Here is a 22860-nt window from a genome sequence, read left to right as displayed (position 1 = left end):
CCGCCCGGCGAAGCCTGGCGAGAAGTACGCCCATCCCGCCGACGCCGGCTGGCCGGGCTGGCCCGGCCGCGACCCCGCCGCCCGGATTCTGAGAAGGTGTCTTCGAATCCCTCAGCGCACCTCTGCGATCTTGGGTGACAGGGGGTCACGCCTGGGATCTCGGCAGTGGGAGCGGATGCGGGTGTCGAGCGGGGAACATCTTCGGGCACTCTGCGCCCGTCCGGCTGAGTACGGATACTCATGTGCCGTTCTGGCAGCCTTCATACGCTATGGATCATGCCTCTGAATCTGGTTTCCACCGGCCTGCGGCTTTGGTGGATGGCCGGCGCAGTCGTGACCGTCGCCGGCTTGTGGCTGTGGTGGGCTGCTCCTTGGGCAGACGGAAACGACCGCTGGAAACTGGTGGCCGGCCAGTCGTCGGTCACGTATGGACGGGTCATCGCCACCGGTGAGCGTGACGCCTGGGCCTTCGGCTGGGACATCCTCGGCATCGCCGCCTGGGTGCCGGTGGCCGACGGCCCGCACCGTCCCACGGCGTTCCACTGGGACGGCGATCGTTGGACGAAAAGCGACTTCCCCGTCGAGCGCGGCGATGTCGGTCCGGTCGCCGCGTCCGGTCCGTCCAATGTGTGGGCCCTGGCCGGTGGTTCCGTTCTGCGTTGGGACGGGCGTGCCTGGACGATCGTTCGGGAGGCGCTCGATACGGCCTGGACCCTCGCCGTCATCGGTGAGGACGTGTGGATCTTCGGTGACCACGAGGCGTGGCACTACGACGGCTCAACCTGGTCGGAGTCGGGTGTTTCCTTTCGCACCCTCCGGGTCAGCGCCCGCTCGGCCTCCGACATCTGGGCCGTTGACGTCGATGGCCCCTTTGTGCATCACTTCGACGGCAGGGCCTGGACCCGAGTCGACCTGAGCGCGCACTTGCCGAAGGCGCCGCCCCCGGCCGACGATGTCCCGCCCGGCCCGCTCAGCCCTCGGCTGAGCGCCATCACCGCCGATCCGTCCGGCATCTGGATCACTGGGGAGATCGGGATGTCGTCGTTCCTGCTCTCCCAGACCGGTTCCGGCTGGCATAGCGAGGACACCTCCGCGAAGGCCGGGCGCATGGGCCGTGATCTCCCGCCCGTGCCCGACAGCCGGGGCGGACACTGGTTTCTCGGCTCCACCGACGTCAACGGGTCTGACTCGGCCCTGGCCCACCGCGATCCCTCCGGCCGCTGGACGAGGGTTCCGGCCGGTGGCGAGCTCACGTCGCTGTCCGCCGTCTCCGGCGGTCCGCTCCTGGCCACCGGGGTGATCGGCAAAGCTTCAGGGGTCTTCCGCAACCTTCCTTGAGAAGGATGCTTGCCCAGCCCCCGCCGGGCAAAGGGACGTGATCTGTCACCGGCCTCAGGCGGCGCGTGGCGCAGATACCGGCCTGCGGGTCCGGGCTTGAGCCTTCTTCCTGGTCAGCTGCGCGTCATGAGCGTGATCGCCGCCACGGTCAAATGCGCTTCCCTGTGCGAGGGCTTGCGTTCATAGTCGATCGCATTGCGACGTGCTCACGGGCGGGGCATCATCCCGGCGAAGAGCGCGTCGAGGACGCGGTCGACGTACTCGTGGGTCAGCGGCTCCTGGGTGATCAGGAGCCGGAAGTACAGCGGGCCGGACAGGATCGCCATCGCCAGATCGAGGTCGAAGCCGGGCGACAGCTGGCCCTGGTCGCGGGCCGCCCGCAGCCGGGCGACGGTTTTGTCCCGCTGCGGGGTGATGAAACGCTCGTTGAGCGACGCGGCGACCCGGGGATCGTGCTGCGCCTCGCCGACCAAGGCGTAGAACAGGGGACCGTAGGGGTGGCCGCCCAGCAGGTCCACGGCCGCGTAGATCTGTGCGCGCAGGTCGGCGGCGAGGTCGCCGGTGTCGGGATAGTCCAGGTCGGGCTCGTTCAGCGACAGCAGGGAGTCGAGCAGCAGGGCTCCCTTGGAGGGCCATCGGCGGTAGAGGGTCTGCTTGCTGGCGCCGGCGCGGGCCGCGACCGCCTCCATGCTGAGGTTCGCGTAGCCGATCTCCTGGCCGAGCTCCAGCGTGGTCCGCATGATGGCCTCGGTCCGGTCGGCGCCGCGGCGGTGGGGTGTGCGGGTCATGCGGCCACCTTATCGGTACGGCACGTTCCGTACTTGACATCGGCGGCCGTACGGCGACATCATTTATCGGTACGGTACGTTCCGTACTGATAAGCCTCTCTTGGAAAGAGCCGATTTGTGATACCCGTTTCCGCCGACCCGACCGTGGTGCACCCGATGCCCGACCAGCCGCGGGTGGTGCTGCTGAAACCGCTGGTCACCTCGCCGCTGATCGAGGTTGGCGAGTTCTCCTACTACGACGACCCCGACGATCCGACCGCCTTCGAGACCCGCAACGTGCTCTATCACTACGGGCCGGAGAAGCTGGTCATCGGCAAGTTCTGCGCGCTCGGCGAGGGGGTGCGGTTCATCATGAACGGCGCCAACCACCGCATGGACGGCCCCTCGACGTTCCCCTTCCCGATCATGGGCGGTTCCTGGGCCGAGCACTTCGACCTCATCACCGGCCTGCCAGGACGGGGTGACACGGTGGTGGGCCACGACGTCTGGCTCGGCTACCGGGCGATGGTGATGCCCGGCGTCCGCATCGGCCACGGAGCGATCATCGCCTCCGGCTCCGTCGTCGTGGACGACGTGCCCGACTACGGCATCGCCGGCGGCAACCCGGCCAGGCTCATCCGCCACCGCTACAGCGAGGCCGACGTCGACCGCCTGCTGGCCGTGGCCTGGTGGGACTGGCCGCTCCAGCTCATCACCGAACACGTTCGCACGATCATGTCGGGCAGCGTCGGCGACCTGGAGAAGGTGGCGGCCGCGCAGGCGTGAGACCCGTCCGTTGACCTTCCAGCACCAGAATCGAGTCATCAGCATGCCTGCTTCGTCCCACCCCGGCCAGTTCGCCGGCTGGCTGGGCGGCCACGCCGCCCCGCTCACCCACCTCGATCCCGAGGCGCCGCTCGACGACCTGGAGCCGCTGCGCGACCTCATCGGTGACGCGCGCGTCGTCGCGATCGGCGAGCACTCCCACTTCATCGATGAGTTCATCCGCCTGCGCCGGCGCCTCCTGCGGTTCCTGGTCGAACGCTGCGGCTTCACCGTCCTGGCCTTCGAGTACGGCTTCAGCGAAGGCTTCCCCCTCGACACCTGGGCCCAGGGCGAGGGCAGGGACGACGACCTGACGGGCTACCTCGCCGAGGCGATCCCCGTGGGCGTCGACGACCCGCTGCGCTGGATCCGCCGGCACAACGCCACAGCCGCACAACGGGTGCGTTTCGCCGGCATCGACATCCCGGCAGCCGGCGGGTCCTTGCTCCCCGCCCTGGCCCCGGTCGCCGGCTACCTGCGCCGGATCGACCCCGAAGCCCTGTCCTCCATCGAGACGGCGACGCGGATCGCCGGATCGTTCGCCGGAACCTCCGCGGCCGCGGCCGCGCCCGCGTGGGCCCGCCTGCCCGCCGCCGACCAGGACGCCCTCACGGCCGCCCTGACGCGCCTGCTCATCCGGTTCCGCGCCGTCGAGCCGCTGTACGTCTCCCGCGGCGACCGGCTCAGCTACGACATCGCCCTGCGCCGCCTCGAAGGCGCCTGCCAGGCCGACTACGGCTTCCGTGCCATGACCGGCCTGTTCGCCGGGACCGGGCTGACCGCCGACACCTCGGCCCGCGACGTCTACATGGCCGGATCGGTCCTGTGGCACCTGGAGCGCTCCGAGCCCGGAGCCCGCATCGTGCTGGCCGCCCACAACGCCCACATCCAGAAAGCACCCATCTCCTTCAACGGGCAGCTCACCGGCTTCCCCATGGGGCAACACCTGCACGACGCGCTCGGCGACGCGTACTTCGCCCTCGGCCTGACCAGCACCGGCGGCCACACCGGCGAAATGATCCGCGACGAGGAGGCGCGCTTCGGCTTCCGCATCGAGGACACCGCGCTGCAGCCGCCCGAGCCGGGCAGCGTCGAAGCCGCCTTCGCCGGCGCCGGCCTCGGGCTCAGCATCGCCGGCCTCCGCCCGGCGCGCACCCAGGCCGACCCTGGCCCCGACCGTATCCGGCTGCAGAGCACCTTCCTGCACACCCCCGTCCTGGACGCCTTCGACGGCATCCTGCACACCCCGGCCTCCACCGTGGCCCGCGACCTCGAAGAAGGAAAAACCCCGTGACCCGAACCGACGTGATCATCGTAGGGGCCGGCCCCGCCGGCCTCATGCTGGCCGCCGAGCTGCGGCTGGCCGGCGTACGGCCACTGGTGCTGGAGCGCAAGCCGCAGCGCCGCGACATCCCCAAGGCCGGCGGCCTCGGCGGGCAGATCCTGGAGCTGCTGCGCTACCGGGGCCTGCTGGAACGCTTCGAGGCGGCCTGCACCGGCCCCGTCCCGCCACCCCGGTTCCCGTTCGGCGGCGTGCATCTGGACTTCACCCAGCTGGCCGACCCCCCGCTGCACGCCCTGCCGCTCCCGCAACAGCAACTGGAGCAGCTGCTCGACGACCGCGCCGGCGAGCTCGCCGCCGAGATCCGCCGCGGGCACGAGGTGACCGGGATCAGCCAGGACGACACGGCGGTGACCGTGGACGTGCTGGGCCCGGACGGCCCGTACCAGGTAGTCGCCCGCTACGTCGTAGGCTGCGACGGCGCGCGCAGCCGCGTCCGCGACTGGGCCGCCATTCCCTTCCCCGGCATCACCTATCCGGAGGTCAACCGGCTGGCCCAGGTCACGCTGCCCGACGAGGTGACCGTCGACGGCAACGGCGACCTCGACGTCCCCGGCTTCGGCACGATCAGCGCGGGCTTCACCCGCACGGACCACGGCCTGTTCGGCATCGGATCCTCGCCCGGCTCCAGGGCCGTCTCCCTCTACACGATCGAGGACGAGAGCACCGAGTACGACGACGATGTCCCCATGACCATGCCGGAGCTCCAGGACAGCATCCACCGCGTGCTCGGCGCGTGGCTGCCCGTGGCGGAGGCGACCCGGCTGTCGCGGTTCACCTTCAAGGCCTGCCAGGCCGAGCGCTACCGCGACGGCCGGATCCTGCTGGCCGGCGACGCGGCGCACCTGTTCCCCGCCACCGGAGTGGCGCTCAACGCCGGCCTCCTCGACGCGGTCAACCTGGCCTGGAAGCTGGCCGCCGACCTGCACGGCCGCGCACCGGCCGGCCTGCTGGACACCTACCACGGCGAACGCCACCTCGCCGGCGCCCGCACCATGTTGCACACCCGGGCCCAGGTGGCACTGCGGCGCGGGCACGACCCGGCCGCCGAGGCGTTGCGTGCGGTCTTCACCGAGTTGCTCACCGACGAGCAGCCGCTGCGCCGCATGGGAGCGCTCGTCGCCGGCACCGACCTGCGCTACCCCATGCCCGGCACCGAGCCCCACCCGCTGGCCGGCACCTTCGCCCCCGACCTCACCCTGCACACCGACCAGGGCGTCACCAGCGTCGCGGAGCTCTCGCACGCCGCCCGGCCCGTCCTGCTCGACCTCGCCGGCCGCCCGGAGCTTCGCGAGCTCGCCCGGGAGTGGCACGATCGCGTGGACGTGCGCACCGCCAAGACCGATGAGCGTCCGGCCGATGTCCTGCTGATCCGCCCGGACGCCCACATCGCCTGGGCCGCGGCGGTCGGCGAGTAGCCGCCGGTTGCCGTGGGCCATGTGCGGCAGCGTCTCGCGCGGCCTTCGCGCCCTGGTCATGTCGGGCAACTTCGCGGCCAACCCCGTTTCCTCGCCGCCGATTACACCGACCATCTCGGCAAGGTACGCGTGCCCACCCTGATCATCACCCCGTCCCATGACAAACTGATCGGTGAGCAGGCCGCGGAGACCATGCGTACCGGAATCCCCGACTCCCGCGAGATCCGGCTGGACCGGACCGGGCACATGTTCCGCTTCCCCCACCCCGAAACCTACGCCCGCGCGGTCGAGACGTTCCTCGCCGAAACGGGCGGCGACCTATGACCGCCGACACATCGACCTGTCGCTCACCGAGGAAGGGACCGATCTGGGACGGCACATCACCGAGACCGAGGAACGGCTCTACCAGTCGATCGACGCCGCAGCCGAGGGCCGCGACCTTGAGCAACTCTTCGGTTTCCTGCGGGCCTTCGTCGCCGACCTGCCCGCCGGCCAGGCTCTGGCCCGCCGCGCCCACCACCAGGCAGGTTCCCGTGATCATGTGATCGGACGGCAGCGCCGGTCGGCGACCAGGCGGATCTTGGTGGACAGCGGACCAGCGCCCCCCGGCCCGACGTCGCCCGGTCATGATCTCTAGGAGCATGTCGCGCGCTGGTATTCAAGGTGGCGCGAATGGTTCAGCGGCCGTAGTTGAGGAACAGCGTGCCGTTCTTGCCGCGTTCGAGGTCGAGCAGCTTCCACGACTGGACGTCATCGCCCTCGAAAACCCGCCTGCCGTGCCCGACGACCGCCGGTGCGACGACCAGCCGCAGCTCGTCGACGAGCCCGGCCTGCAGCAGGGAACGCGCCAGTGTGATGCTGCCGTGGATACCGATGTCACCGCCGGAGCTCTGCTTCAGTGCGGTCACGTAGTCGCGCACCGGGGTGGTGACCGGGGTGGAGTTCGCCCATTCCTGGGTGGGCGCGCTGGAGGTGACGATGTGCTTGCGGGTGCCGTTGATGAAGTCGGCGAAGGGCTGGAAGTCCGACGTGGGCCAGTGGCCGGCCCAGTAGTCGTAGGTCCCGTGTCCCAGGAGGACGTCGTCCTGGGTGGCGATGACCTGGCCGAGGTAGGCGATGAGCTGGGGGCCGTCGTCGGCCAGCCAGTCGCCGTCCTCGTAGGCGATTCCGTCCAGCGACATCAGATGGTAGAGCACGACCTTGCGCATGTGGTTCTCCTAGTGGTTGATCGCGTAGGTGGCGGAGAAGGTACCGCTGGTGTAGGTGCGTGAGCCGGCGAGCGCGCAGGACAGCCGCTCGCCCTCGAACAGTCTCCTGCCGTCGCCGACGACGACCGGGTCGATGAGCAGCCGCAGCTCATCCAGCAGGCCGGCCCGCAGCAGGCTCTGGACCAGCGTGACGCTTCCGGTGACCAGGATGTCCTTGCCGGGCTGCCGCTTGAGCCGCGTGACCTCCTCGGTGAGGTCGCCGGTGGCCGGCGTGGAGTTGCGCCAGCCGGTCTCGGTCAGCGTGGCGGAGAAGACGATCTTGTCGATGTCGTTCATCAGGTCCGCCAGGCCACCGCTCTCTCCTGGCCAGAAGCCCGCGTGTTCCTGGTAGGTGCGGCGGCCGAGCAGCATGGTGCCCGCGGCGGCCAGGCCCGCCTGGATGTCGTGTTCCATCTCCTCGCTGTGATAGGGGCCGTGCCACTGGTCCGGCGAGCCGACGACGCCGTCCAGCGACATGAACAACTCCGCGACGATCTTCCTCATCGAGAACTCCTGCGGTAGGGGCGAGCCGTTGTGGGACCCATGGTGTGGCCTGGTTACCGACCCGTGCGATACATTCGGCCGCAGCCGAATCCAAGGGGGCCCTGGGCATGCTCACGCTGGCGTTCTCGGCCTACGACCTGTCCTTCCTCAGGTTCGCCTTCTCCCCGCTGCGGGAGGTCGCCGCCAGCGTCCACGCGCTGCGCACACCCGCCAGGCGCGCCCTGCACCTGCCCTGGTTCAAGCAGGTACGCCCGCAGCTCGGCAGCGAGCTCACGCCGCTGCTCGACCTCATCACCGGCGGCGGCTACATCCCCGACTTCCTCTGCCCCGTCCCCACCAGCCCGACCCCGGACCTGGCAGGCGAGCTGGCGGTGCTGCGCGCCACCCCCCACGAAGTCATCCGCGGCGACCTCGACCGCATGGCGAGCGAGCTCGGCCCGCTGACCGGCTGCGCCGCGCAGCTGCACCAGGATCCGGCCGCGGGCCTCGAACGACTGGCGCACGCCATCGAAACCTACTGGCAGCTCGCCATCGCCCCGCACTGGCCGCGCATGCGCAACCTCCTCGAAGGCGACCTGCTCTATCGCACCAGGCAGTACGCCGAACACGGCCCCGCCGGGGTCTTCACGGACATGCACCCGACCGTCCGCTGGGAAGGCCGCAACCTGCACCTGGAACAGCGCCCAGAGGAGATGTCCCGGCTGCTGGCCGGCGAGGGGCTGCTGCTGGCCGCATCCGTGTTCGTCTGGCCGGGCATCTTCTACCGCACCGACTCACCCGGGCAGCCGATCATCACCTATCCGGTGCGCGCCATCGCCACCCTGTGGGAGCGCGGCACCGCGCCCGCCCCCGACGCGCTGGCCGCCGTCATCGGCCGCTCCCGTGCCCTGCTGCTGGCCGAGCTGGACACGCCGGCCTCCACCACGGATCTGTCCCGCCGTACCGGACTGTCGGCCGCCAGCGTCTCCGAACAGCTGACCCTGCTGCTGTCGGCCGGCCTGGTCACCAAGCACCGCGTCGGCCGGGTCATGCTCTACGTACGCACCCCCCGCGCCCAGACGCTGCTCGACGTCTGATTCGGCGCACGCCGCGCCACGTGCGAAGCACCATGTGTTCTACGTGACCGGCTGCAGGCTGTCTTCCACGCCCCATCAAGGCTGGTATCCGATGTGGTGCAACAGAATCCGCAGCCGGCCCTCGATCTGTGCCGCGGTCACGTCTTCCGCATGCTGGAGCAGGACGGATCCGATCGAGCTGGCCAGGATGTCCTGGATGACGCTCGGGTCGGTGTCCGGTGGGAGGTGACCGGTGTCGATGGCCTGCTGCGCGATCTGCGCCAGGGCACTCAGCCGGGGCTGCAGGTAGCGCTCGGTGTAGGCGGTCACCAGTTTCGGGTAGTCGACCGAGGCGCCGATGACGCGGGCCATCAGCGTGCGGAAGCGGGGGCGGCTGAGGAGCTCGGCTATGGAGGAGACGAGCTCGTCGATCGACTGCCCGGCCGGGGCGGCGTCCATGTCGGGGGCGCGGGCGTGCTCCAGCGCGGCCATCAGGAGGTCGTCCTTGGCTCGCCAGCGCCGGTAGACCGTCAGTTTCGCCACGCCGGCGCGTTGGGCGACCGCTTCGATGCTGGTGCCCGCCGCGCCGCGTTCGATCAGCAGGTCCAACGCCGCGTCCAGGATGGCGGCGTCGTTTCCTGGGTCGCGTGGGCGGCCGTGGCGTTCTACGCCGGCCACAGCACCTGGTTCAGCCATGCCGTCAGTTTGTCGGGTGCGGGATGGTCACGCCAACCGATGTGCCCGTCGGGGCGGATCAGCACCACATCGTGCGAGTACGGCTCTATCGGTGTGAGTGCGACGACCAGGTCGGCGCCCAGTTGTGCGCCGGCGGCCTCGGCGTGGCGGGCGGCGTCGTGCTGATCGCCGGCGAGCACCACCCAGCGTCCGGAGATCGCGGCGTGCAGCGTGGTCCGACCGCCGTCGAGCCGCCGGCAGGCGAGGTCGGGCATCCGGTCGCCGGGACGCGGGCCGCGCATCCATCGATGCGCGGCCGGGGCCAGTGGTCCGCCCCGGTAGCTGATGCCGAGCTGGGAGGCGGCCAGCCACAATCGGCGCTGCACCGCGGGCAGGCGGACGACCGGCAGGACGACCTTGTCGCGCAACAGGCGTTTCCACGGGTCGTGCGGCAGCATGATGTCCACGGCGGTGCTGGTGGCGCGCAGGACCTTGCGGGCCAGCGGCCGTCGCTCGCCCTCGTAGGTGTCGAGCAGTCGCTGCTCGGCGCGGCCGCGGGCGACCAGCACCAGTTTCCAGGCCAGGTTTTCCGCGTCGCCCAGCCCGGTGTTCTGCCCCTGTCCGCCGGTGGGACTCTGGATGTGTGCCGCATCGCCGGCCAGCAGGATCCTGCCGCGCCGGTAGGCGTCGGCGAGCCGGCGGTGGATGCGGAACTCCGAGGCCCAGCGGATGTCCGTGACCGTGTCGAGGCTGACGCCGCTGCGGCGGGAGAACTCGCTCAGCACCCGGTCGCTGATCTCGTTCTCGGACAGCTGGTCCGGCAGGTCTGGCGGTGGTTCGGTGAACACCCGCCACGTGTCGTCGGGCAGCGCGGTGACCGACAGCATGTGACCGGCGTCCATCCAGGTCGTGCTGCCGTTCTTGTCCAGCGGCCACTGGGCCCGCACGTCGACCATCAGCAGGCGTTCGAGGAGTTTGCGGCCGGGAAAGCCGATTGCGGCGAGTTTGCGTACGGTGCTGTGTGCGCCGTCGCAGCCGACCAGCCAGTGGGCCTCGATGTGGAGCTCGGTGCCGTCGGCCGTCTGGACGGTGGCGATGACGCTCATGTCGTCCTGCCTGGCCGCGACCAGCCGGGTGTCCCATTCGACGTGGCCGCCGAGCTCGGCCAGGCGTTGCCGCATGGTGCCCTCGACGTCGGCCTGTGAGATCAGCAGTGCCTGTTTCGGCTGGTCGGCGACGGCCTGGCCGACGTGGAGGCGTAGCACGGTGCGCGAGCCCTCGTTGTAGGACATGTTGAGCGAGGACTGGGAGCGTTGTGGCAGGTCGCCGAGCGCGCCGATGCGTTCCAGGACCTCGACGCCGCGTGGTTGCAGGCCAAGGGCGCGGGAGGTGGTGGCGGGGCCGGGAGCGGCGTCGATGACGCGTACGGGGATGTCGTGTAATGCCAGGTGGATGGCCAGGGCCAGCCCGGTGGGGCCGGCGCCCGCGATGAGTACGGTGTCAGTCACTTAGTAAACGATACGGTACCGATTACTAAGTGAGGGATAGAGACGCATGTGATCACGGTCACCGTCCAGCGCTTCCTCTCCTCCCCATTACCTATTCAAGCGGTAGGTTATATGTGCCCTGCTCGGCCTGGCCGCACGGACCCCGGCTCTGCGCACCGGGTGAGCAGTCACCGAGCGAGACCCGGCTCCGCTGGGAGCTGTCACAGCCGGCGACCTGACCGAGGCCGGGGGGCCTTCTCGGATCGTCACTCCCACAAGGGGAGGGCGCGGCCGGCGCCGCGCTTCGTCGCGGCGGCATGGAGTGCCCGGGCGGCGGCCACGTCCTGGACCGCGGTGCCGGTGGAGTCGAAGACCACGATCTCGTCCGCCCGCTCGCGGCCCGCCTGCACGCCCAGCACGACCTCGCCCAGCTCGGCCCGTACCGGTGTCTCTGGGCGGTGGTGCAACTCCCCGACCTCGGCGCACTGGTGGGTGACGTCGGTGATCAGCGTGGCTGCGGCGAGCAGGTCGTCGTGGAGCTCGCGCTTGTCCGGCGCGTCCGAGCCGACGGCCGCCACCAGCGTGCCCGGCCGCACGTCGGACAGGCCCAGGAAGGGGCTGGTGGACGGGGTCAGGGTGACGACGACGTCGGCGGGCAGGCTCGCGTCGGACGGCGTGCGGGCGGCCTCGGCCCCGTGCTCCCCGGCGAAGCGCGCGGTCTTCACCGGGTCGCGCCCCCACACGAGGATCCGCCCGATCGGCCGGATCGCGCGGATCGCGGCGATGTGGGCCGAGGCCTGGGCGCCGGTGCCGAGGACGGCCAGCGTGGCGGCGTCCGGCCGCGCCAGGTGGCGCACGGCCACCGCGGTCGCCGCCGCCGTGCGCAGCCGGGTGACCGTGGCCGACTCCAGGAACAGCAGCGGCTGGCCGTTCGCCGCGTCGAACAGCGCGATGACGCCGACGATGCTCGGCAGGCCCAGCGTGGCGGGCCGGTCGTAGAAGCAGGCGCCGATCTTGACCGCGACGACCCCGCCGAGCCCGGCGGCCTTGATGTGGAACTCGCCGGGCGGGCTGTCGAGGTGGGACAGGCGGCTCGGCGAGGTCTCGCCGCGGGCGTAGGCCGCGAACGCGTCCTCGATCAGGTCGATGTAGTCGGCGGGCGAGAGCAGCCGCTCGATCTCGGACTGTGTGAGCAGGAGCACGGCGGCGGCGCTCAGTTCGTCCCGGCCGCGATGGCCTCGGTCTCCAGCAGGGTCCCGGGCTGTTCGCTGTACACGGTCATGTACGTCATGACCAGCAATCCTACAATGCATGTATGAATTGTTGGATATATCGCATCCCTCCCCGATCTCCGCTCCGGCCGTGACGCCCAGGCCGAGATAGCGTGCCGCCGGCTCGGCCGCGGGACGGAACCGCTGATCGGGAGCGAGGTTCTCGCCGTTCCCCCTGGCGCGATCATCAGCAGGCGCTCTGGGTGAAGATGTAGGTGCCGTCGCCGCCGACCGGCCGCAGCAGCGAGAAGGTGAGCCCGTCGACGGTGACCGGGGCGAACTCCCGGACCGCGCGACACTGCCACCAGTGCGCCACGTCAGGCCGTTCCTCCTGCAGCAGGCCGACGACGGCGGCGGCGCGCGGGTCGTCCGGGGCGTGGCCGGTGTTGGCGCGGAACTGCTCGTACAGTCCCCGCAGCACAGGCTCCACCTCCACCGGGCCCCCGTAAGAGGCGAACATGATCAGGAGATTGCGCCGCTCGGCCGGAACGCCTGCCGGGTCGCCCCAGAAGCCGCGATAGGCGTCGTTGCAGCCGAGGACGTCGAAACGCTCGTCCACGACGGCGGCCGGCGTCTCGGTCCAGCTCTTCAGGAGTGCCCACGTCGGCTCGCCGACCACGGCGTCGCCCTTCAGCGGCGCGGACGGCAGGAATCCGGCCAGCGCCAGGGTGTGGTGGTGCGCCGCCGCGTCCATCCCGAGCACCCGGCAGAGCGCGTCGAGCACCTGCCGGGTGGTGCTCACCCGGCCCTGCTCCAGCCAGGTGTACCAGGCCACGCTCACCCCGGCCAGGACCGCGACCTCCTCGCGGCGCAGCCCCGGCGTGCGTCGTTTCCCGCCGCCGCCGAGGCCCACGTCCGCCGGGCGGACCTGCTCGCGGGCCGCTCGCAGATGCGCTCCGAGCTCGCGGCGCAGCGCGTCGTCCATGGTCACGATCCTATGAGTTCCGCTCACCCCATGAACCGTCCCCTGCCTGTACGAGCAGGTCCGCGGCAGGGTGGACGGCATGAGCGAGCAAATGTGGCGCAAGCGCAACGACTCCTCCGGCCTGGCCGAGCCCCGCGTGTTGATCCGGGTGTTCGTGGAGCCGGGGGAGATGGGCAAGAGCATCGATTTCTACGAACGGTTGCAGCAGGTGGAGGTCGACGCCCGGTTCGCCTTCCCGGCGGCCCGGCTGGAGCTGGCGACGGTGGGGGCGTTCCTGATCATCGAAGGCGACGTGGACGCCCTGGCTCCTTTCCGCGACACGGTGGGCACCTTGCTCGTGGACGACGTACGGCCGTACCACGACCGCCTGGTCGCCGAAGGCGCGGAGATCGTCTTCGCGTTGCAGGAGGTGCCGACCGGCGCCGGATTCAACGCCCGCCACCCCGACGGGACGGTGGTGGAGTACGTCCATCACCGTCCCACCCCCGACGGCCGCTGAGTGGCTGGTGGCGCGGGCGATCCGCAGCTCACCAGGCACGCGCTCGACGCCGTCAGCGCAAGGCGTGGGGTTCAGCCGAGGAATCCCGCGCCACGGACTCGCGGTTGCGGACGGGCATCGGGACCCGGTGCACCTGCCCCGCCTGCTCAGTGTCCGCACTGTCACGCTCGATCTCGGTGAACAGCACGTCCACGGCCTTGCGGCCCAGTTCGTAGTGGGGCAGTGCCACGGTGGTCAGCTGGGGCCGCATCCACGAAGCGATGGGGTGGTCGTCGAAGGAGACGACGGAGACGTCCGCCGGCACCTTGAGCCCGAAATCGTCGAGCGCCTGGTACGCGCCCAAGGCGATCCGGTCGTTGAAACAGATCAGCGCGCGCGGGCGCTCGGTCTCCAGGAGATCCCGCGTGGCGGCGAGCCCGTATTCCGGCTGCCAATCGGGGCAGGTGCGGGCACCCGCCACTGTAACCCCTGCCTCGCCGAGCGCCTCGCGGATGCCGACGAGCCGTTCCACCGCCGCGAGGCTCTCCGCGGGTACGTTGCGCAGGCCAGGACCGGCGCCGATCAGATAGATGCCGTCGCGATGGCCGGCCTCCAGCAGGACCCGGGCGGCGCGGCGGCCGGCCTCGACCTCGTCGGGCAGGACGGCGGGCAGGGGAGTGGGCTGCTTGGGCAGCGCGTTGAGCAGCACGGCGGGCGCGGTCGTGATGGCCTTGGGCACCTTGATGGTCCGGGTGAACATCGAGGCCAGGATGAGCCCGTCGACCTGACGGTCGTGCATCGCCTGGAGCAGGAGACGTTCGAGCTCGGCGTCGCCTTCTGTCTCGCCGATGAACAGCATGAAACCGCGCTCACGGGCGGCTTCGAGCGCGCCCTTGATCATGTCACCGGCCAGCCGTGAGGTGGCGACGGTGTCGGAGACGAAGCCGATCGTCCGGGAGGTGCCCGTGCGCAGCCCCACGGAGACGATGTTGGGCCGGTACTGCAACTCGTCGGCGGCCCGCAGGACACGCTCCTCGACGTCCTGAGAGATGCGCAGCTCGCGGCCGCGGCCTGACAACACGAGCGAGGCGGTCGGACGCGAGACACCGGCGGCCTTGGCCACATCGGCCAGCGTGACCCGTCGTGGGCTCACCCAGAATCTCCGATCGTCAAGAGTGCGTTACGGGGGGTTGACATCATACGGCGCGCGTGGTGAGACTATCGGGCGCTAACCCGATTTAGCAACGGAGTCGGGACATCAGCCCGGTGCCGATGGTCCCCCAGCAGCAGAGGAGATGCACATGGCTGGTCGAGTCCGCCCCGGCAGGGCCGGGGCCGCGCTGGTGATCGCCATGGGGACGCTGGCCACCGCCTGCTCGGCTCCCGGCAGCAACAGCCCGCAGCCTCAGGCCACCAGCGCATCCTCGGCGTCCGCGGCACCGGCCTGCGGCTCGGCGCCGATCAAGCTCAACGGCTACTTCGAGACCGGCTTCCCGCTGCCCAAAGCGCTGACCACCGAGTTCACCACGCAGCACCCGAACGTCACCTGGGACATCCGCGAGGACCAGTTCGCGGTCATCACGCAGAACGCTCCGCGGGTGCTGGCCGACAACCCGCCCGACCTGATGCGCCTGCCCCAGGTGTCCGAGCTGGTCAAGGACAACCTGCTGAAGAACCTCGACGGGTACGCGACGGCGTTCGGCTGGGACAAGTGGCCGGCCTCGCAGCTCGAACAGCTGCGCCTGGGGCCGGGCGGGCGGCCGCGCGGCCAGGGATCCCTGTACGCCCTGGGGCTCAACTTCAGCATGACCGGCGTCTTCTACAACAAGAAGCTCGCCGCCCGGATCGGCATGTCCGCACCGCCCGCCACACTGGCGGAGCTCGACCAGGCGCTGGGCAAGGCCAAGAGCGCGGGCATCACGCCCATCCTGCAGTTCAACGGCGGCGCCACCGGCGGCCTGGCCTTCCCGCTGCAGAACCTCATGGCCTCCTACGGCCCTGCCGCCCCCATCAACGACTGGATCTTCCAGAAGCCCGGCGCCACCATCGACACCCCGTCGAACCTGCAGGCCGCCCAGCACCTGGAGAAATGGATCAAAGCGGGATACTTCCCGAAGGACGTCAACGCGCTCGACTACGCGACCATGATGAGCCGCTTCATCGACGGCCAGGGCCTGTTCATGTTCAACGGCGACTGGGAGTCGGGCAACCTCGACAAGCAGATGCCGGGCAACGTCGGCTTCGCCCTGATGCCACCGGCGCAGCAGGGCGGCAAGCTCGCCGCCATGTCGGCCCCCCTCACCTTCGGCATCGCCGCGAACGCCAAGAACGCCGACTGCGCCGCCTTCTTCCTCAACTGGGTGGCCACCGACAAACGGGCCCGCGACATCGGCGTCGAGGTCGGCGGATCGCGACCGATGGGACCTGCCGACGCGTACATGCCGGCCGTGGCCTCCGACAAGGTCACCGCGAGCACCCTGGCGGCCGGGGCGGACATCGCCGAGGACAACGGCGCGATGGACTTCATCGCCAACGCCACCGGCGCCATCTACGCCAAGAGCTGGACGCCGCACCTGCAGAAGCTGGCGGCCGGGCAGCAGAGCCCGCAGGAGCTGCTGAAGGCGGTCCAGGCCGACTACGCCGGCCAGCTCGAAGGGAACTGAGCCAGGTGATGACCCGCCCCGCCGGCGCCCGATCCGCGCACCGGCGGCCGGCCGCGACCAAGCTGCGCGACGCGCGCGGCTTGGCCGGCTGGCTGTTCGTCGCCCCGGCCCTCGTCTTCTACGCGGTGTTCGTCCTGCGCCCGATCACCCTGACGTTTCAGTACTCGCTGTACGAGTGGAACGGCATCGGCGCCTCCACCTGGGTCGGGCTGGCCAACTACGGCAGGGTCTTCACCGACCCGGACCTGTCCGACTCGCTGGTCAACGCGTTCCAGCTGATCGTGTTCTTCAGCGCGATCCCGGTGGTGCTGGGTCTGGCGATCGCCGCGACGATCCGGCGCATCGCCGCCAGCAGGCTCGCGCTCGTGGCGCGTACCGTGCTCTTCCTGCCGCAGGTCATCCCTCTGGTCGCGGCCGGCATCGCGTGGAGCTGGCTGCTGGCCTCCACCGGAGTGATCAACCAGCTGCTCTCGCTCGTCGGCCTCGGCGGGGTGACCCGGGCCTGGCTGGGCGACTTCAGCACCGCCCTGCCGGCGGTCGGCATGATCGGCGCCTGGGTGCTGCTCGGCCTGTGCACGCTCCTGCTGCTGGCCGGCATGAGCAAGATCGACCCGGCGCTGTACGAGGCCGCCCGGCTGGACGGCGCCGGAGCGTGGCGGGAGTTCGTCTCCATCACGGTGCCCAGCCTGCGCCAGGAGATCGCGGTCTGCGTCACCGTGACCGTGATCGCCGCCCTGGCCAGCTTCGACATCATCTACATCGCCACCCAGGGCGGCCCCGGCAACACGACCATGGTGCCCGGCCTGCAGATCTTCTACCTGGCCTTCTCCGAACGCGAGGTGGGCATGGCCTCGGCCCTGGCCGTGGTGCTCATGGTCCTCGTGATCGCCTGCGCCCTTCCCATCCAGTGGTTCGCAAAGGACGGCAACCGATGATCACCGCGGGCCGGGAGGCCTGGACCGGCCGGCTGCTGCTCATCCTCATGATGGCGGTCACGCTCCTGCCGTTCCTCAGCCTGTTCGTCACCGCCCTGCACCGCTCGGGCAGCTATCCGGCCGGACTGGCCTGGCCCGAGGACCCGCAGTGGGGCAACTTCCCGCGCGCCTTCGAGGCCGCGAACATGGGGGAGCTGCTGAAGTCGAGCGTCCTCATCGTGCTGGGCGTGGTGCCGATCTCGATCTTGCTGGGCACCATGGCCGGCTTCGCCATCGGTCATTTGCGGGTGTTCGGCGGCCGCGTCATCTTCCTGCTGTTCGTGCTCGGCCTGACCCTTCCCATCGAGGGCATCATCACGCCGCTGTACTACCAGATCCGCGACATGGGGCTGCTGAACACGCGCTGGGCCATCATCCTGCCGCTCATCGGCCTGTTCATGCCGTTCAGCGTCTTCTGGATGCGCGCTCACTTCGTCAACATGCCCGGCGAGCTGTCGGAAAGCGCACGGATGGACGGCGCGAACGTGTGGCAGCTGTTCCGGCGCATCCACGTCCCGCTGGCCATGCCGGCGATCTCGTCCCTGGGCATCCTGCTGTTCCTGTGGACGTGGAACCAGTTCCTGCTGGCCATCGTCCTGGTGGACGACCCGACGAAGCGCACGATGTCCGGCGCGCTGGGCGCCTTCCAGGGTCAGTGGGGCACCGACATCCCGCTGCTGTGCGCCGGATCGCTGCTGATCCTGACGCCCACGCTCGTGATCTTCCTCATCTTCCAGCGTCATTTCGTCAAGGCCCTGCTGCAGGGCTCCCTGAAGGGCTGACGGCGATGAGCTGCCCTGCATCCGGGCTCCACTGAGTGAAAGGACGAGGTCATCCATGGTCCCACGAGGACGTCCAGGCGCCGCACGGGAAGCGGCGAGTCGATCCGGCATGCTTCCGCGACGGGCCGGTGGCCACCGCCGCCGGCAGCGTGCCGCGTGAGCGGTGGCCGACCGGCGCGCTGGACCCGCCGGCACCTCGATCTGCTCGCCGAGACCGGCGTGACCACCGCGCCCGTCATCGACCCCGCGGCCGTACCGCGTGTCCTGCCTGACCACGACCTCTGGGACCTGTGGCCGATCCAGGAGGAGGACGGCTCGACGAGCGTGGCCGGCGGCTACGAGCTGTGGATGGCCCTGTCGGCGCCCGCCCTCGGACACCCCGAACAGCGCCACGATCAGGCCCGCATCCGCCTGCTCGGCAAGAACGGCAAGGAGTGGAAGGACCTGGGCGACGTCTTCGCCGACGGCGCCTCGCCCGGCAGCCGCGAATGGTCAGGATCGGCGCTCCGCCGGCCCGACGGCACCGTGTCGGTGTTCTACACGGCCGCCGGACGGCGCGGCGAAACGCGCCCGACCTACCGGCAGAGCGTCATCGAGACCCGTTCCGCCCTCATCACCGACGGCGGCCGGATCCTGCTGCGTCAAGACGCCGAGCATCGAGAGATCCTGCGCTCCGACGGCCGGCTGTATCTGCCGGCCGACGAAACCGACGGGGCACCCGGCCAGATCCGAGCCTTCCGCGATCCCGGCTGGTTCCGCGACCCGGCCGACGGGCGCGACTATCTGCTCATCGCCGCCTCCACCGCCTGGAACGACGGCTTCACCGGCGCGATCGCCCTTGCCGAGCCCCAGGGCGACGCCTGGTCGCTGCTCCCACCTCTGCTCGTCGCCGACGGCGTCAACCACGAGCTCGAACGACCGCACGTCATCGTTCACGACTCCTGGTACTACCTCTTCTTCTGCACCCAGCGTCACAGCTTCCACCCGGCCGGCCGTGCTCCTACCGGGCTGTACGGCTTCGCCGCGCCCAGCCTGACCGGGCCCTACGAACCGCTCAACGGGTCCGGGCTCGTACTCCAGAACCCCACCTCCGAACCCGACCAGGCCTACGCCTGGCTGGTGCTACCCGACCTCCACGTGGTCAGCTTCGCCAACTACCGCTCCCACCAGGACATCGACCTCCGATACGCCGAAGCCGCGCAGGCACGGGCGGGCTTCGGCGGCACCACCGCTCCAACGCTCAAGCTCACCCTGGACGGCATCACCACCTCTGCCGTCCCGGTCGCAATTGACGAGTGGGCGAGTGCCCACTAATAATGGGCGCGCGGTCACTATAGCGCCGCCATGAGAGGAGAGCGTGTCCATGGAGACTTCAGACATGACGGATGTCGTCATCGTCGGCGCGGGGCCAGTGGGGCTCACATTGGCGTGCGACCTCGCCCGCCGCGACCTCCGCGTGCGGATCATCGATCGTGCCACCGCGTATCCGGTCGGAACGCGGGCTCGCGGCATCCGAGCCCGCACTCAAGAGGTGTTCGAGGACATCGGCGTACTGGGTCGCCTGGCTGAACACGCCGAGCGGCCTCTTCCCACGCGCTTCTACGATGCGCAGGGGCACGTGGTGCGCGAGGCGGTGATGTACGACGCTCCGCCGGTGCCGGGTGCGCCCTATCCGGGCAGCCTCATGGTGGGGCAGCAGTTCACCGAGGCGGCCCTGCGCGAGAAGCTGGCATCGCTCGGCACCCGGGTGGAGCTCGGCGGCGAACTGGTCGAACTCGCACAGGATCGCGACCAGGTCACGGCATCCGTCCGATTCGACGGGCGTCGCCAGGACGTTCGGGCGCGCTACCTGATCGGATGCGACGGCAGTGGCAGCACCGTGCGCAAGCAGGCCGGGATCAGCTTCCTCGGGGAGACGTGGGAGCAGCAGCGGATGCTGTTCGGCAATCTCCGCGTCGACGGGCTGGACGCCTCGGTCGCGCACATGTGGGCCAACGGCCCCGGCGGGATGCTGACCCTGTGCCCGATGCCGAAGAGTGAAACCTGGTTCTTCACCGCGCCGCTGCCGCCGGACGGCGGCCAGGGGCCGTCATCGGTCTCGGTGGAGACCTTTGCCGACATCTTCTCGCAGCGAGTCGGGATGTCCGGGGTGCGGTTCCATGATGCGGTCTACCTTTCGGTGTACCACGTCAACATCCGTATGGTGGACCGGTATCGGGACGGCCGCGTCTTTCTGGCGGGAGACGCCGCCCATGTGCACACCCCTGCCGGCGGCCAGGGCATGAACACGGGCGTTCAGGACGCCTACAATCTCGGCTGGAAGCTCGCGCACGTCTTGCGCGGAGCGCCCGAACCGCTGCTGGACACGTATGAGGAGGAGCGTCTGCCGATCGCCCAGCACGTGCTGGCCTCGACCACCGCTCGGGGCAGGTTCTGGGCCAGTGACGACTCCGCACGGGTGTCGGAGCGCATTGTCGGCGCGTTCGAAGGCCGGGACCCGTTCAGCGACGTCAGCCAGCTGAGCATCACCTACCGGGGCAGCAGTCTGGCCCGCGACTTGGATGAGGCGATCGGCATCCGTGCAGGCGATCGAGCCCCGGACGCCCACTGCATCAAGCACGGCATCAAGCACGGAATCGAGGACTGCATCGAGCCGGCGAGCGACGAGCAGGTGAGGCTGTTCGATTTGTTCCACGGCACGCATTTCACGCTGCTCGTCTTCGGCTCCAGGCCCGCACCCCAGGTGAGCGAGGGCCGACGCGGCGATGTCCACACGCATCGCATTCTCCGCCCGGGGCTCCCACACAGCGAAAGTGCGCTCATCGACTCAGCCGGGGAGGCGCACGATCTCTATGGGGTCGACGGTGACGGGCTCGTGCTGATCCGCCCTGACGGCTACGTCGCCCTCGCGGGAGGCAGCTGGGATGACCGATCCGTGTCCGACTACTTCGAACGTGGGCGGCAGGCTCTGGGGGTTTCGTCCTGACGCGCGGTGTGGCCGCGACCGCGAGCTGACGAGGCCTGAGAGGGGGAACGGGTCTTTCGGTGGCAGGATGAGAGGTGTGACGCACTCGTCCGCCGTACAGAAGGCCCGTCCATGCGCACCGTAATGCCCCCCGGCGGCGGTAGAGTGACCATGCGCCCACACGAAGTAGGCACACGCCCATTCGTCAACTGCTCGCAGGAGGACTCATGCCGACGGGTGTAGCCCTACGCGACGCACGGGCGCAGCTGTTCGCCGCCGCCGAGCGGGTCCTGACGCGCAACGGCGCCGGCGGGCTGACGAGTCGCACCGTGACGGAGGAGGCGGGGGTCGCCAAGGGGGTGCTGCACCGTCACTTCGCGGACTTCGACGACTTCCTGGCGGGGCTCGTCCGCGACCGCATCGCCCGGCTCGAAGCGGAGATCGGCGAGCTGACCGAGGCGGCCGGCTCGGCCACACTGGTCGCCAACCTGGTCGAGGCTCTGACCCGCATCTTCACGCCGGTGAACCTGGGTCTGGTGGGCGTCGTGATCGCCCGTGACGATCTGCGGTCCCGATTGCGCGCGACGACCCCGCGCGGCATCCCGATCCTCACCGAGGCCGGCACCTGTCTCTCGGCCTATCTGGATGCTGAGCGCCGCGTCGGGCGTGTCACGGCGGACGCGGATGCCCGCACGCTTGCCCTGACCCTGATCGGCACCGGTCACCTGCTGTTCGCCGGGGAACTCGGCGCGCTGCCCGACGCCTCGGCCGTCCGGGAGATCGTCGAGGCGATCACCGTCGGTGCAGAGCCAGGAATTCGTCCCTGACGCTGCGCAGACCGCCCCCGTGCGAGCACGGCGGACAGCTCCCACCGTAGTGCCGGAACACGGTGTCGTCTCCGCTCTTGCGGGCCTTGGTCAGATAGCCGGCGCCGGGGCTCGGCGCAAGAGCACGCCGGTGGACCGAAGGTGCTGGAGGTCGCGGCGGTGACCTTCGCCACCCGCCCGGTCGTCGCTCGCGCGCTGAGCCCGTGGGGCCACGTCCTGCTGCCGATCGTGTTGATCGGGCTCGGAGCGCTCATTCTCGTCGAGGGCGTCGCCTTCGGTCTGTAGGAGGGCGTGCGGGCCCGCTCGGGTTGCTGCGATCAGTGGTCGGCGTGTCCGTAGATGAGTACGCATCGGCCGGTACGGCAGTCCCGCAGCCGCCCTGCGGCGGTGCGCCGGGCCTGGGTCAGCTCGGCGATCTTGGCGTCGAGCCGGTCCACCACCGCTTCCAGTCGCCAGCGTTCGCTGTCGCAGGTGGCCCCGCCCCGGTCGTGGGAGGTGAGGGCGTCGACGACCTCGTCCAGAGTGAAGCCGAGCTCCTGCAGGGCCTTGGCCATCCGGATGCGCTCCACCGTCGTGGCGTCGAAGATGCGATACCCCGAGGGCCTGCGCTCGGCGGCGGGCAGGATGCCGCGCCGCTCGTAGAAGCGGACCGTGTCCACGCTGACCCCGGCCTCCTGCGCGACCTGTCCGATTTTCACGGCTTCCACCCCTTGACTCTGGACTCAAGTCCAGACTCTACGGTTGCGGTGAGGGCGTCACAAGAGCGCCGGCAAGCCATCCCGAAGAGGAGCCCACCGTGGACATCCCCGCCGCTTCCACCCCCATCGTCTGCGACATGACCACCGCCCCCGACACCGCCCAGCAGCGCCTGGACGAATACCGGCACCTGTTCGGCCGGCACCTCATCGACCGCGAGAAGACCGGCCAGGGCATCCGCTTCCGGCTGCGCGCCGAGCCCGGCGTGGCGGCGTGGGTGCGGGACCTGGCCGCGCGGGAGAAGGCCTGCTGCGCGTTCTTCGCCTTCGGCATCACCGTCGAGGGCGATCAGGTCATCTGGGACTGCGCGGTCAGCGACGACGACACCGCCCGCGCCATCCTGGAGGAGTACTACCGGCTGCCCGACACCGCCCCGCAAAGCCCCGAGGAGTTGGAGAAGCGCCTGGCGGGCAAGGGCCTGCACTTCATCGCCGACCCGGCCGACCCCCTCCGCTACACGGTCGGCTGACCCCGGCAACGCGGAGTCAGATTCCGGCGACGATCTTCTCCAGCAGGTGGGGCCCGCGTTCGGCGCCCTCGCGATCCCGCCTGGCCACCTCC

General features: G+C 70.1%; 24 protein-coding genes. 15 read left to right on the top strand and 9 right to left on the bottom strand.

Translation table 11 applies throughout. The features are described from left to right. The first annotated feature begins 240 nt into the window (after positions 1–240). Entirely contained in the window at positions 241–1338 is a 1098-nt protein-coding gene (locus ABEA43_RS62880; RefSeq protein WP_345578815.1) for a hypothetical protein, read from the top strand. Positions 1339–1544: 206 nt separating this feature from the next. Here ABEA43_RS62880 and ABEA43_RS62875 read toward each other — a convergent pair whose 3' ends face one another. Next, complete coding sequence (locus ABEA43_RS62875; protein ID WP_345578812.1) at positions 1545–2126, bottom strand: TetR/AcrR family transcriptional regulator; 582 nt, start codon at positions 2124–2126, stop codon at positions 1545–1547. 156 nt (positions 2127–2282) lie between these two features. Between ABEA43_RS62875 and ABEA43_RS62870 the strand changes: the two genes are divergently transcribed. The 4 genes from ABEA43_RS62870 to ABEA43_RS62855 are packed head-to-tail and all read left to right on the top strand — an operon-like array spanning position 2283 to position 6014. After that, entirely contained in the window at positions 2283–2891 is a 609-nt protein-coding gene (locus ABEA43_RS62870) for a CatB-related O-acetyltransferase (RefSeq protein ID WP_425570702.1), read from the top strand. A 43-nt stretch (positions 2892–2934) separates the two neighbouring features. Then, positions 2935–4224 (top strand): erythromycin esterase family protein, encoded by a 1290-nt coding sequence (locus tag ABEA43_RS62865; RefSeq protein ID WP_345578806.1) that lies wholly within the window; start codon positions 2935–2937, stop codon positions 4222–4224. Continuing rightward, positions 4221–5690, top strand: a complete 1470-nt coding sequence (locus tag ABEA43_RS62860; RefSeq protein WP_345578803.1) for an FAD-dependent monooxygenase — start codon at positions 4221–4223, stop codon at positions 5688–5690. Before ABEA43_RS62865 ends, ABEA43_RS62860 begins: the two co-directional genes overlap by 4 nt. A 21-nt stretch (positions 5691–5711) precedes the next feature. Then, positions 5712–6014, top strand: a complete 303-nt coding sequence (locus tag ABEA43_RS62855) for an alpha/beta fold hydrolase (protein WP_345578800.1) — start codon at positions 5712–5714, stop codon at positions 6012–6014. Positions 6015–6367: 353 nt separating this feature from the next. Here the strand turns inward: ABEA43_RS62855 and ABEA43_RS62850 are convergent, their stop codons facing one another. Beyond that, entirely contained in the window at positions 6368–6898 is a 531-nt protein-coding gene (locus tag ABEA43_RS62850; protein ID WP_345578791.1) for a dihydrofolate reductase family protein, read from the bottom strand. Between the two features lie 9 nt (positions 6899–6907). Then, on the bottom strand, positions 6908–7441 hold the full coding sequence (locus tag ABEA43_RS62845) for a dihydrofolate reductase family protein (RefSeq protein WP_345578788.1): 534 nt from the start codon (positions 7439–7441) through the stop codon (positions 6908–6910). Between the two features lie 107 nt (positions 7442–7548). On the opposite strand from ABEA43_RS62845, the gene ABEA43_RS62840 reads away from it, so the two are divergent. Next, positions 7549–8517 carry an ArsR/SmtB family transcription factor gene (locus ABEA43_RS62840; RefSeq protein ID WP_345578785.1) on the top strand — a complete coding sequence of 323 codons (969 nt, stop codon included), beginning with the start codon at positions 7549–7551 and terminating at the stop codon, positions 8515–8517. A 75-nt stretch (positions 8518–8592) separates the two neighbouring features. Here ABEA43_RS62840 and ABEA43_RS62835 read toward each other — a convergent pair whose 3' ends face one another. The 4 genes from ABEA43_RS62835 to ABEA43_RS62820 all read right to left on the bottom strand — a co-directional run bounded on the left by ABEA43_RS62835 (position 8593) and on the right by ABEA43_RS62820 (position 12881). Then, complete coding sequence (locus ABEA43_RS62835) at positions 8593–9192, bottom strand: TetR/AcrR family transcriptional regulator (RefSeq protein ID WP_345578782.1); 600 nt, start codon at positions 9190–9192, stop codon at positions 8593–8595. Beyond that, entirely contained in the window at positions 9162–10679 is a 1518-nt protein-coding gene (locus ABEA43_RS62830; protein WP_345578779.1) for an FAD-dependent monooxygenase, read from the bottom strand. Before ABEA43_RS62830 ends, ABEA43_RS62835 begins: the two co-directional genes overlap by 31 nt. A 245-nt stretch (positions 10680–10924) precedes the next feature. Beyond that, positions 10925–11860, bottom strand: a complete 936-nt coding sequence (locus ABEA43_RS62825) for an ornithine cyclodeaminase family protein (protein WP_345578776.1) — start codon at positions 11858–11860, stop codon at positions 10925–10927. 256 nt (positions 11861–12116) lie between these two features. Further along, on the bottom strand, positions 12117–12881 hold the full coding sequence (locus tag ABEA43_RS62820; RefSeq protein ID WP_345578773.1) for a helix-turn-helix domain-containing protein: 765 nt from the start codon (positions 12879–12881) through the stop codon (positions 12117–12119). 52 nt (positions 12882–12933) lie between these two features. On the opposite strand from ABEA43_RS62820, the gene ABEA43_RS62815 reads away from it, so the two are divergent. Beyond that, positions 12934–13353, top strand: coding sequence for a hypothetical protein (locus tag ABEA43_RS62815; protein WP_345578770.1), 420 nt, complete (start codon positions 12934–12936; stop codon positions 13351–13353). Between the two features lie 52 nt (positions 13354–13405). Here the strand turns inward: ABEA43_RS62815 and ABEA43_RS62810 are convergent, their stop codons facing one another. Further along, positions 13406–14485, bottom strand: coding sequence for a LacI family DNA-binding transcriptional regulator (locus tag ABEA43_RS62810; RefSeq protein ID WP_345578767.1), 1080 nt, complete (start codon positions 14483–14485; stop codon positions 13406–13408). 148 nt (positions 14486–14633) lie between these two features. On the opposite strand from ABEA43_RS62810, the gene ABEA43_RS62805 reads away from it, so the two are divergent. From ABEA43_RS62805 to ABEA43_RS62775, 7 genes are all read left to right on the top strand, one after another. After that, positions 14634–15995, top strand: coding sequence for an ABC transporter substrate-binding protein (locus tag ABEA43_RS62805; protein ID WP_345578764.1), 1362 nt, complete (start codon positions 14634–14636; stop codon positions 15993–15995). Between the two features lie 8 nt (positions 15996–16003). Further along, positions 16004–16930 (top strand): carbohydrate ABC transporter permease, encoded by a 927-nt coding sequence (locus ABEA43_RS62800; protein WP_345578761.1) that lies wholly within the window; start codon positions 16004–16006, stop codon positions 16928–16930. Continuing rightward, complete coding sequence (locus tag ABEA43_RS62795; RefSeq protein ID WP_345578758.1) at positions 16927–17751, top strand: carbohydrate ABC transporter permease; 825 nt, start codon at positions 16927–16929, stop codon at positions 17749–17751. The genes ABEA43_RS62800 and ABEA43_RS62795 overlap by 4 nt, the downstream gene beginning before the upstream one ends. A gap of 156 nt (positions 17752–17907) precedes the next feature. Then, positions 17908–19065, top strand: coding sequence for a glycoside hydrolase family 68 protein (locus tag ABEA43_RS62790; RefSeq protein ID WP_345578755.1), 1158 nt, complete (start codon positions 17908–17910; stop codon positions 19063–19065). Positions 19066–19114: 49 nt separating this feature from the next. Then, positions 19115–20737, top strand: coding sequence for an FAD-dependent monooxygenase (locus ABEA43_RS62785; protein ID WP_345578752.1), 1623 nt, complete (start codon positions 19115–19117; stop codon positions 20735–20737). Between the two features lie 206 nt (positions 20738–20943). Then, on the top strand, positions 20944–21543 hold the full coding sequence (locus tag ABEA43_RS62780) for a TetR/AcrR family transcriptional regulator (protein ID WP_345578750.1): 600 nt from the start codon (positions 20944–20946) through the stop codon (positions 21541–21543). A gap of 141 nt (positions 21544–21684) precedes the next feature. Next, complete coding sequence (locus ABEA43_RS62775; protein ID WP_425570695.1) at positions 21685–21828, top strand: hypothetical protein; 144 nt, start codon at positions 21685–21687, stop codon at positions 21826–21828. A gap of 32 nt (positions 21829–21860) precedes the next feature. Here the strand turns inward: ABEA43_RS62775 and ABEA43_RS62770 are convergent, their stop codons facing one another. Then, positions 21861–22241, bottom strand: coding sequence for a MerR family transcriptional regulator (locus ABEA43_RS62770; RefSeq protein WP_345578747.1), 381 nt, complete (start codon positions 22239–22241; stop codon positions 21861–21863). A gap of 98 nt (positions 22242–22339) precedes the next feature. On the opposite strand from ABEA43_RS62770, the gene ABEA43_RS62765 reads away from it, so the two are divergent. Further along, positions 22340–22768, top strand: coding sequence for a hypothetical protein (locus tag ABEA43_RS62765; protein ID WP_345578744.1), 429 nt, complete (start codon positions 22340–22342; stop codon positions 22766–22768). Positions 22769–22860: the final 92 nt, after the last annotated feature.

Origin of the sequence: Nonomuraea rosea (assembly GCF_039539705.1) — a bacterium.
Lineage (GTDB): Bacteria > Actinomycetota > Actinomycetes > Streptosporangiales > Streptosporangiaceae > Nonomuraea > Nonomuraea rosea.
The sequence above is the reverse complement of the archived record's forward strand: the minus strand, read 5'-3'. Positions and strand labels throughout refer to the sequence as shown.

What these genes read in the sequence shown, in the direction of transcription:
- ABEA43_RS62880 (WP_345578815.1), top strand. Translation starts at nt 241, where the DNA reads ATGTGCCGTTCTGGCAGCCTTCATACGCTATGGATCATGCCTCTGAAT.
- ABEA43_RS62875 (WP_345578812.1), bottom strand. Translation starts at nt 2,126, where the DNA reads ATGACCCGCACACCCCACCGCCGCGGCGCCGACCGGACCGAGGCCATC.
- ABEA43_RS62870 (WP_425570702.1), top strand. Translation starts at nt 2,283, where the DNA reads ATGCCCGACCAGCCGCGGGTGGTGCTGCTGAAACCGCTGGTCACCTCG.
- ABEA43_RS62865 (WP_345578806.1), top strand. Translation starts at nt 2,935, where the DNA reads ATGCCTGCTTCGTCCCACCCCGGCCAGTTCGCCGGCTGGCTGGGCGGC.
- ABEA43_RS62850 (WP_345578791.1), bottom strand. Translation starts at nt 6,898, where the DNA reads ATGCGCAAGGTCGTGCTCTACCATCTGATGTCGCTGGACGGAATCGCC.
- ABEA43_RS62845 (WP_345578788.1), bottom strand. Translation starts at nt 7,441, where the DNA reads ATGAGGAAGATCGTCGCGGAGTTGTTCATGTCGCTGGACGGCGTCGTC.
- ABEA43_RS62840 (WP_345578785.1), top strand. Translation starts at nt 7,549, where the DNA reads ATGCTCACGCTGGCGTTCTCGGCCTACGACCTGTCCTTCCTCAGGTTC.
- ABEA43_RS62835 (WP_345578782.1), bottom strand. Translation starts at nt 9,192, where the DNA reads ATGGCTGAACCAGGTGCTGTGGCCGGCGTAGAACGCCACGGCCGCCCA.
- ABEA43_RS62815 (WP_345578770.1), top strand. Translation starts at nt 12,934, where the DNA reads ATGAGCGAGCAAATGTGGCGCAAGCGCAACGACTCCTCCGGCCTGGCC.
- ABEA43_RS62805 (WP_345578764.1), top strand. Translation starts at nt 14,634, where the DNA reads ATGGCTGGTCGAGTCCGCCCCGGCAGGGCCGGGGCCGCGCTGGTGATC.
- ABEA43_RS62800 (WP_345578761.1), top strand. Translation starts at nt 16,004, where the DNA reads ATGACCCGCCCCGCCGGCGCCCGATCCGCGCACCGGCGGCCGGCCGCG.
- ABEA43_RS62795 (WP_345578758.1), top strand. Translation starts at nt 16,927, where the DNA reads ATGATCACCGCGGGCCGGGAGGCCTGGACCGGCCGGCTGCTGCTCATC.
- ABEA43_RS62785 (WP_345578752.1), top strand. Translation starts at nt 19,115, where the DNA reads ATGGAGACTTCAGACATGACGGATGTCGTCATCGTCGGCGCGGGGCCA.
- ABEA43_RS62780 (WP_345578750.1), top strand. Translation starts at nt 20,944, where the DNA reads ATGCCGACGGGTGTAGCCCTACGCGACGCACGGGCGCAGCTGTTCGCC.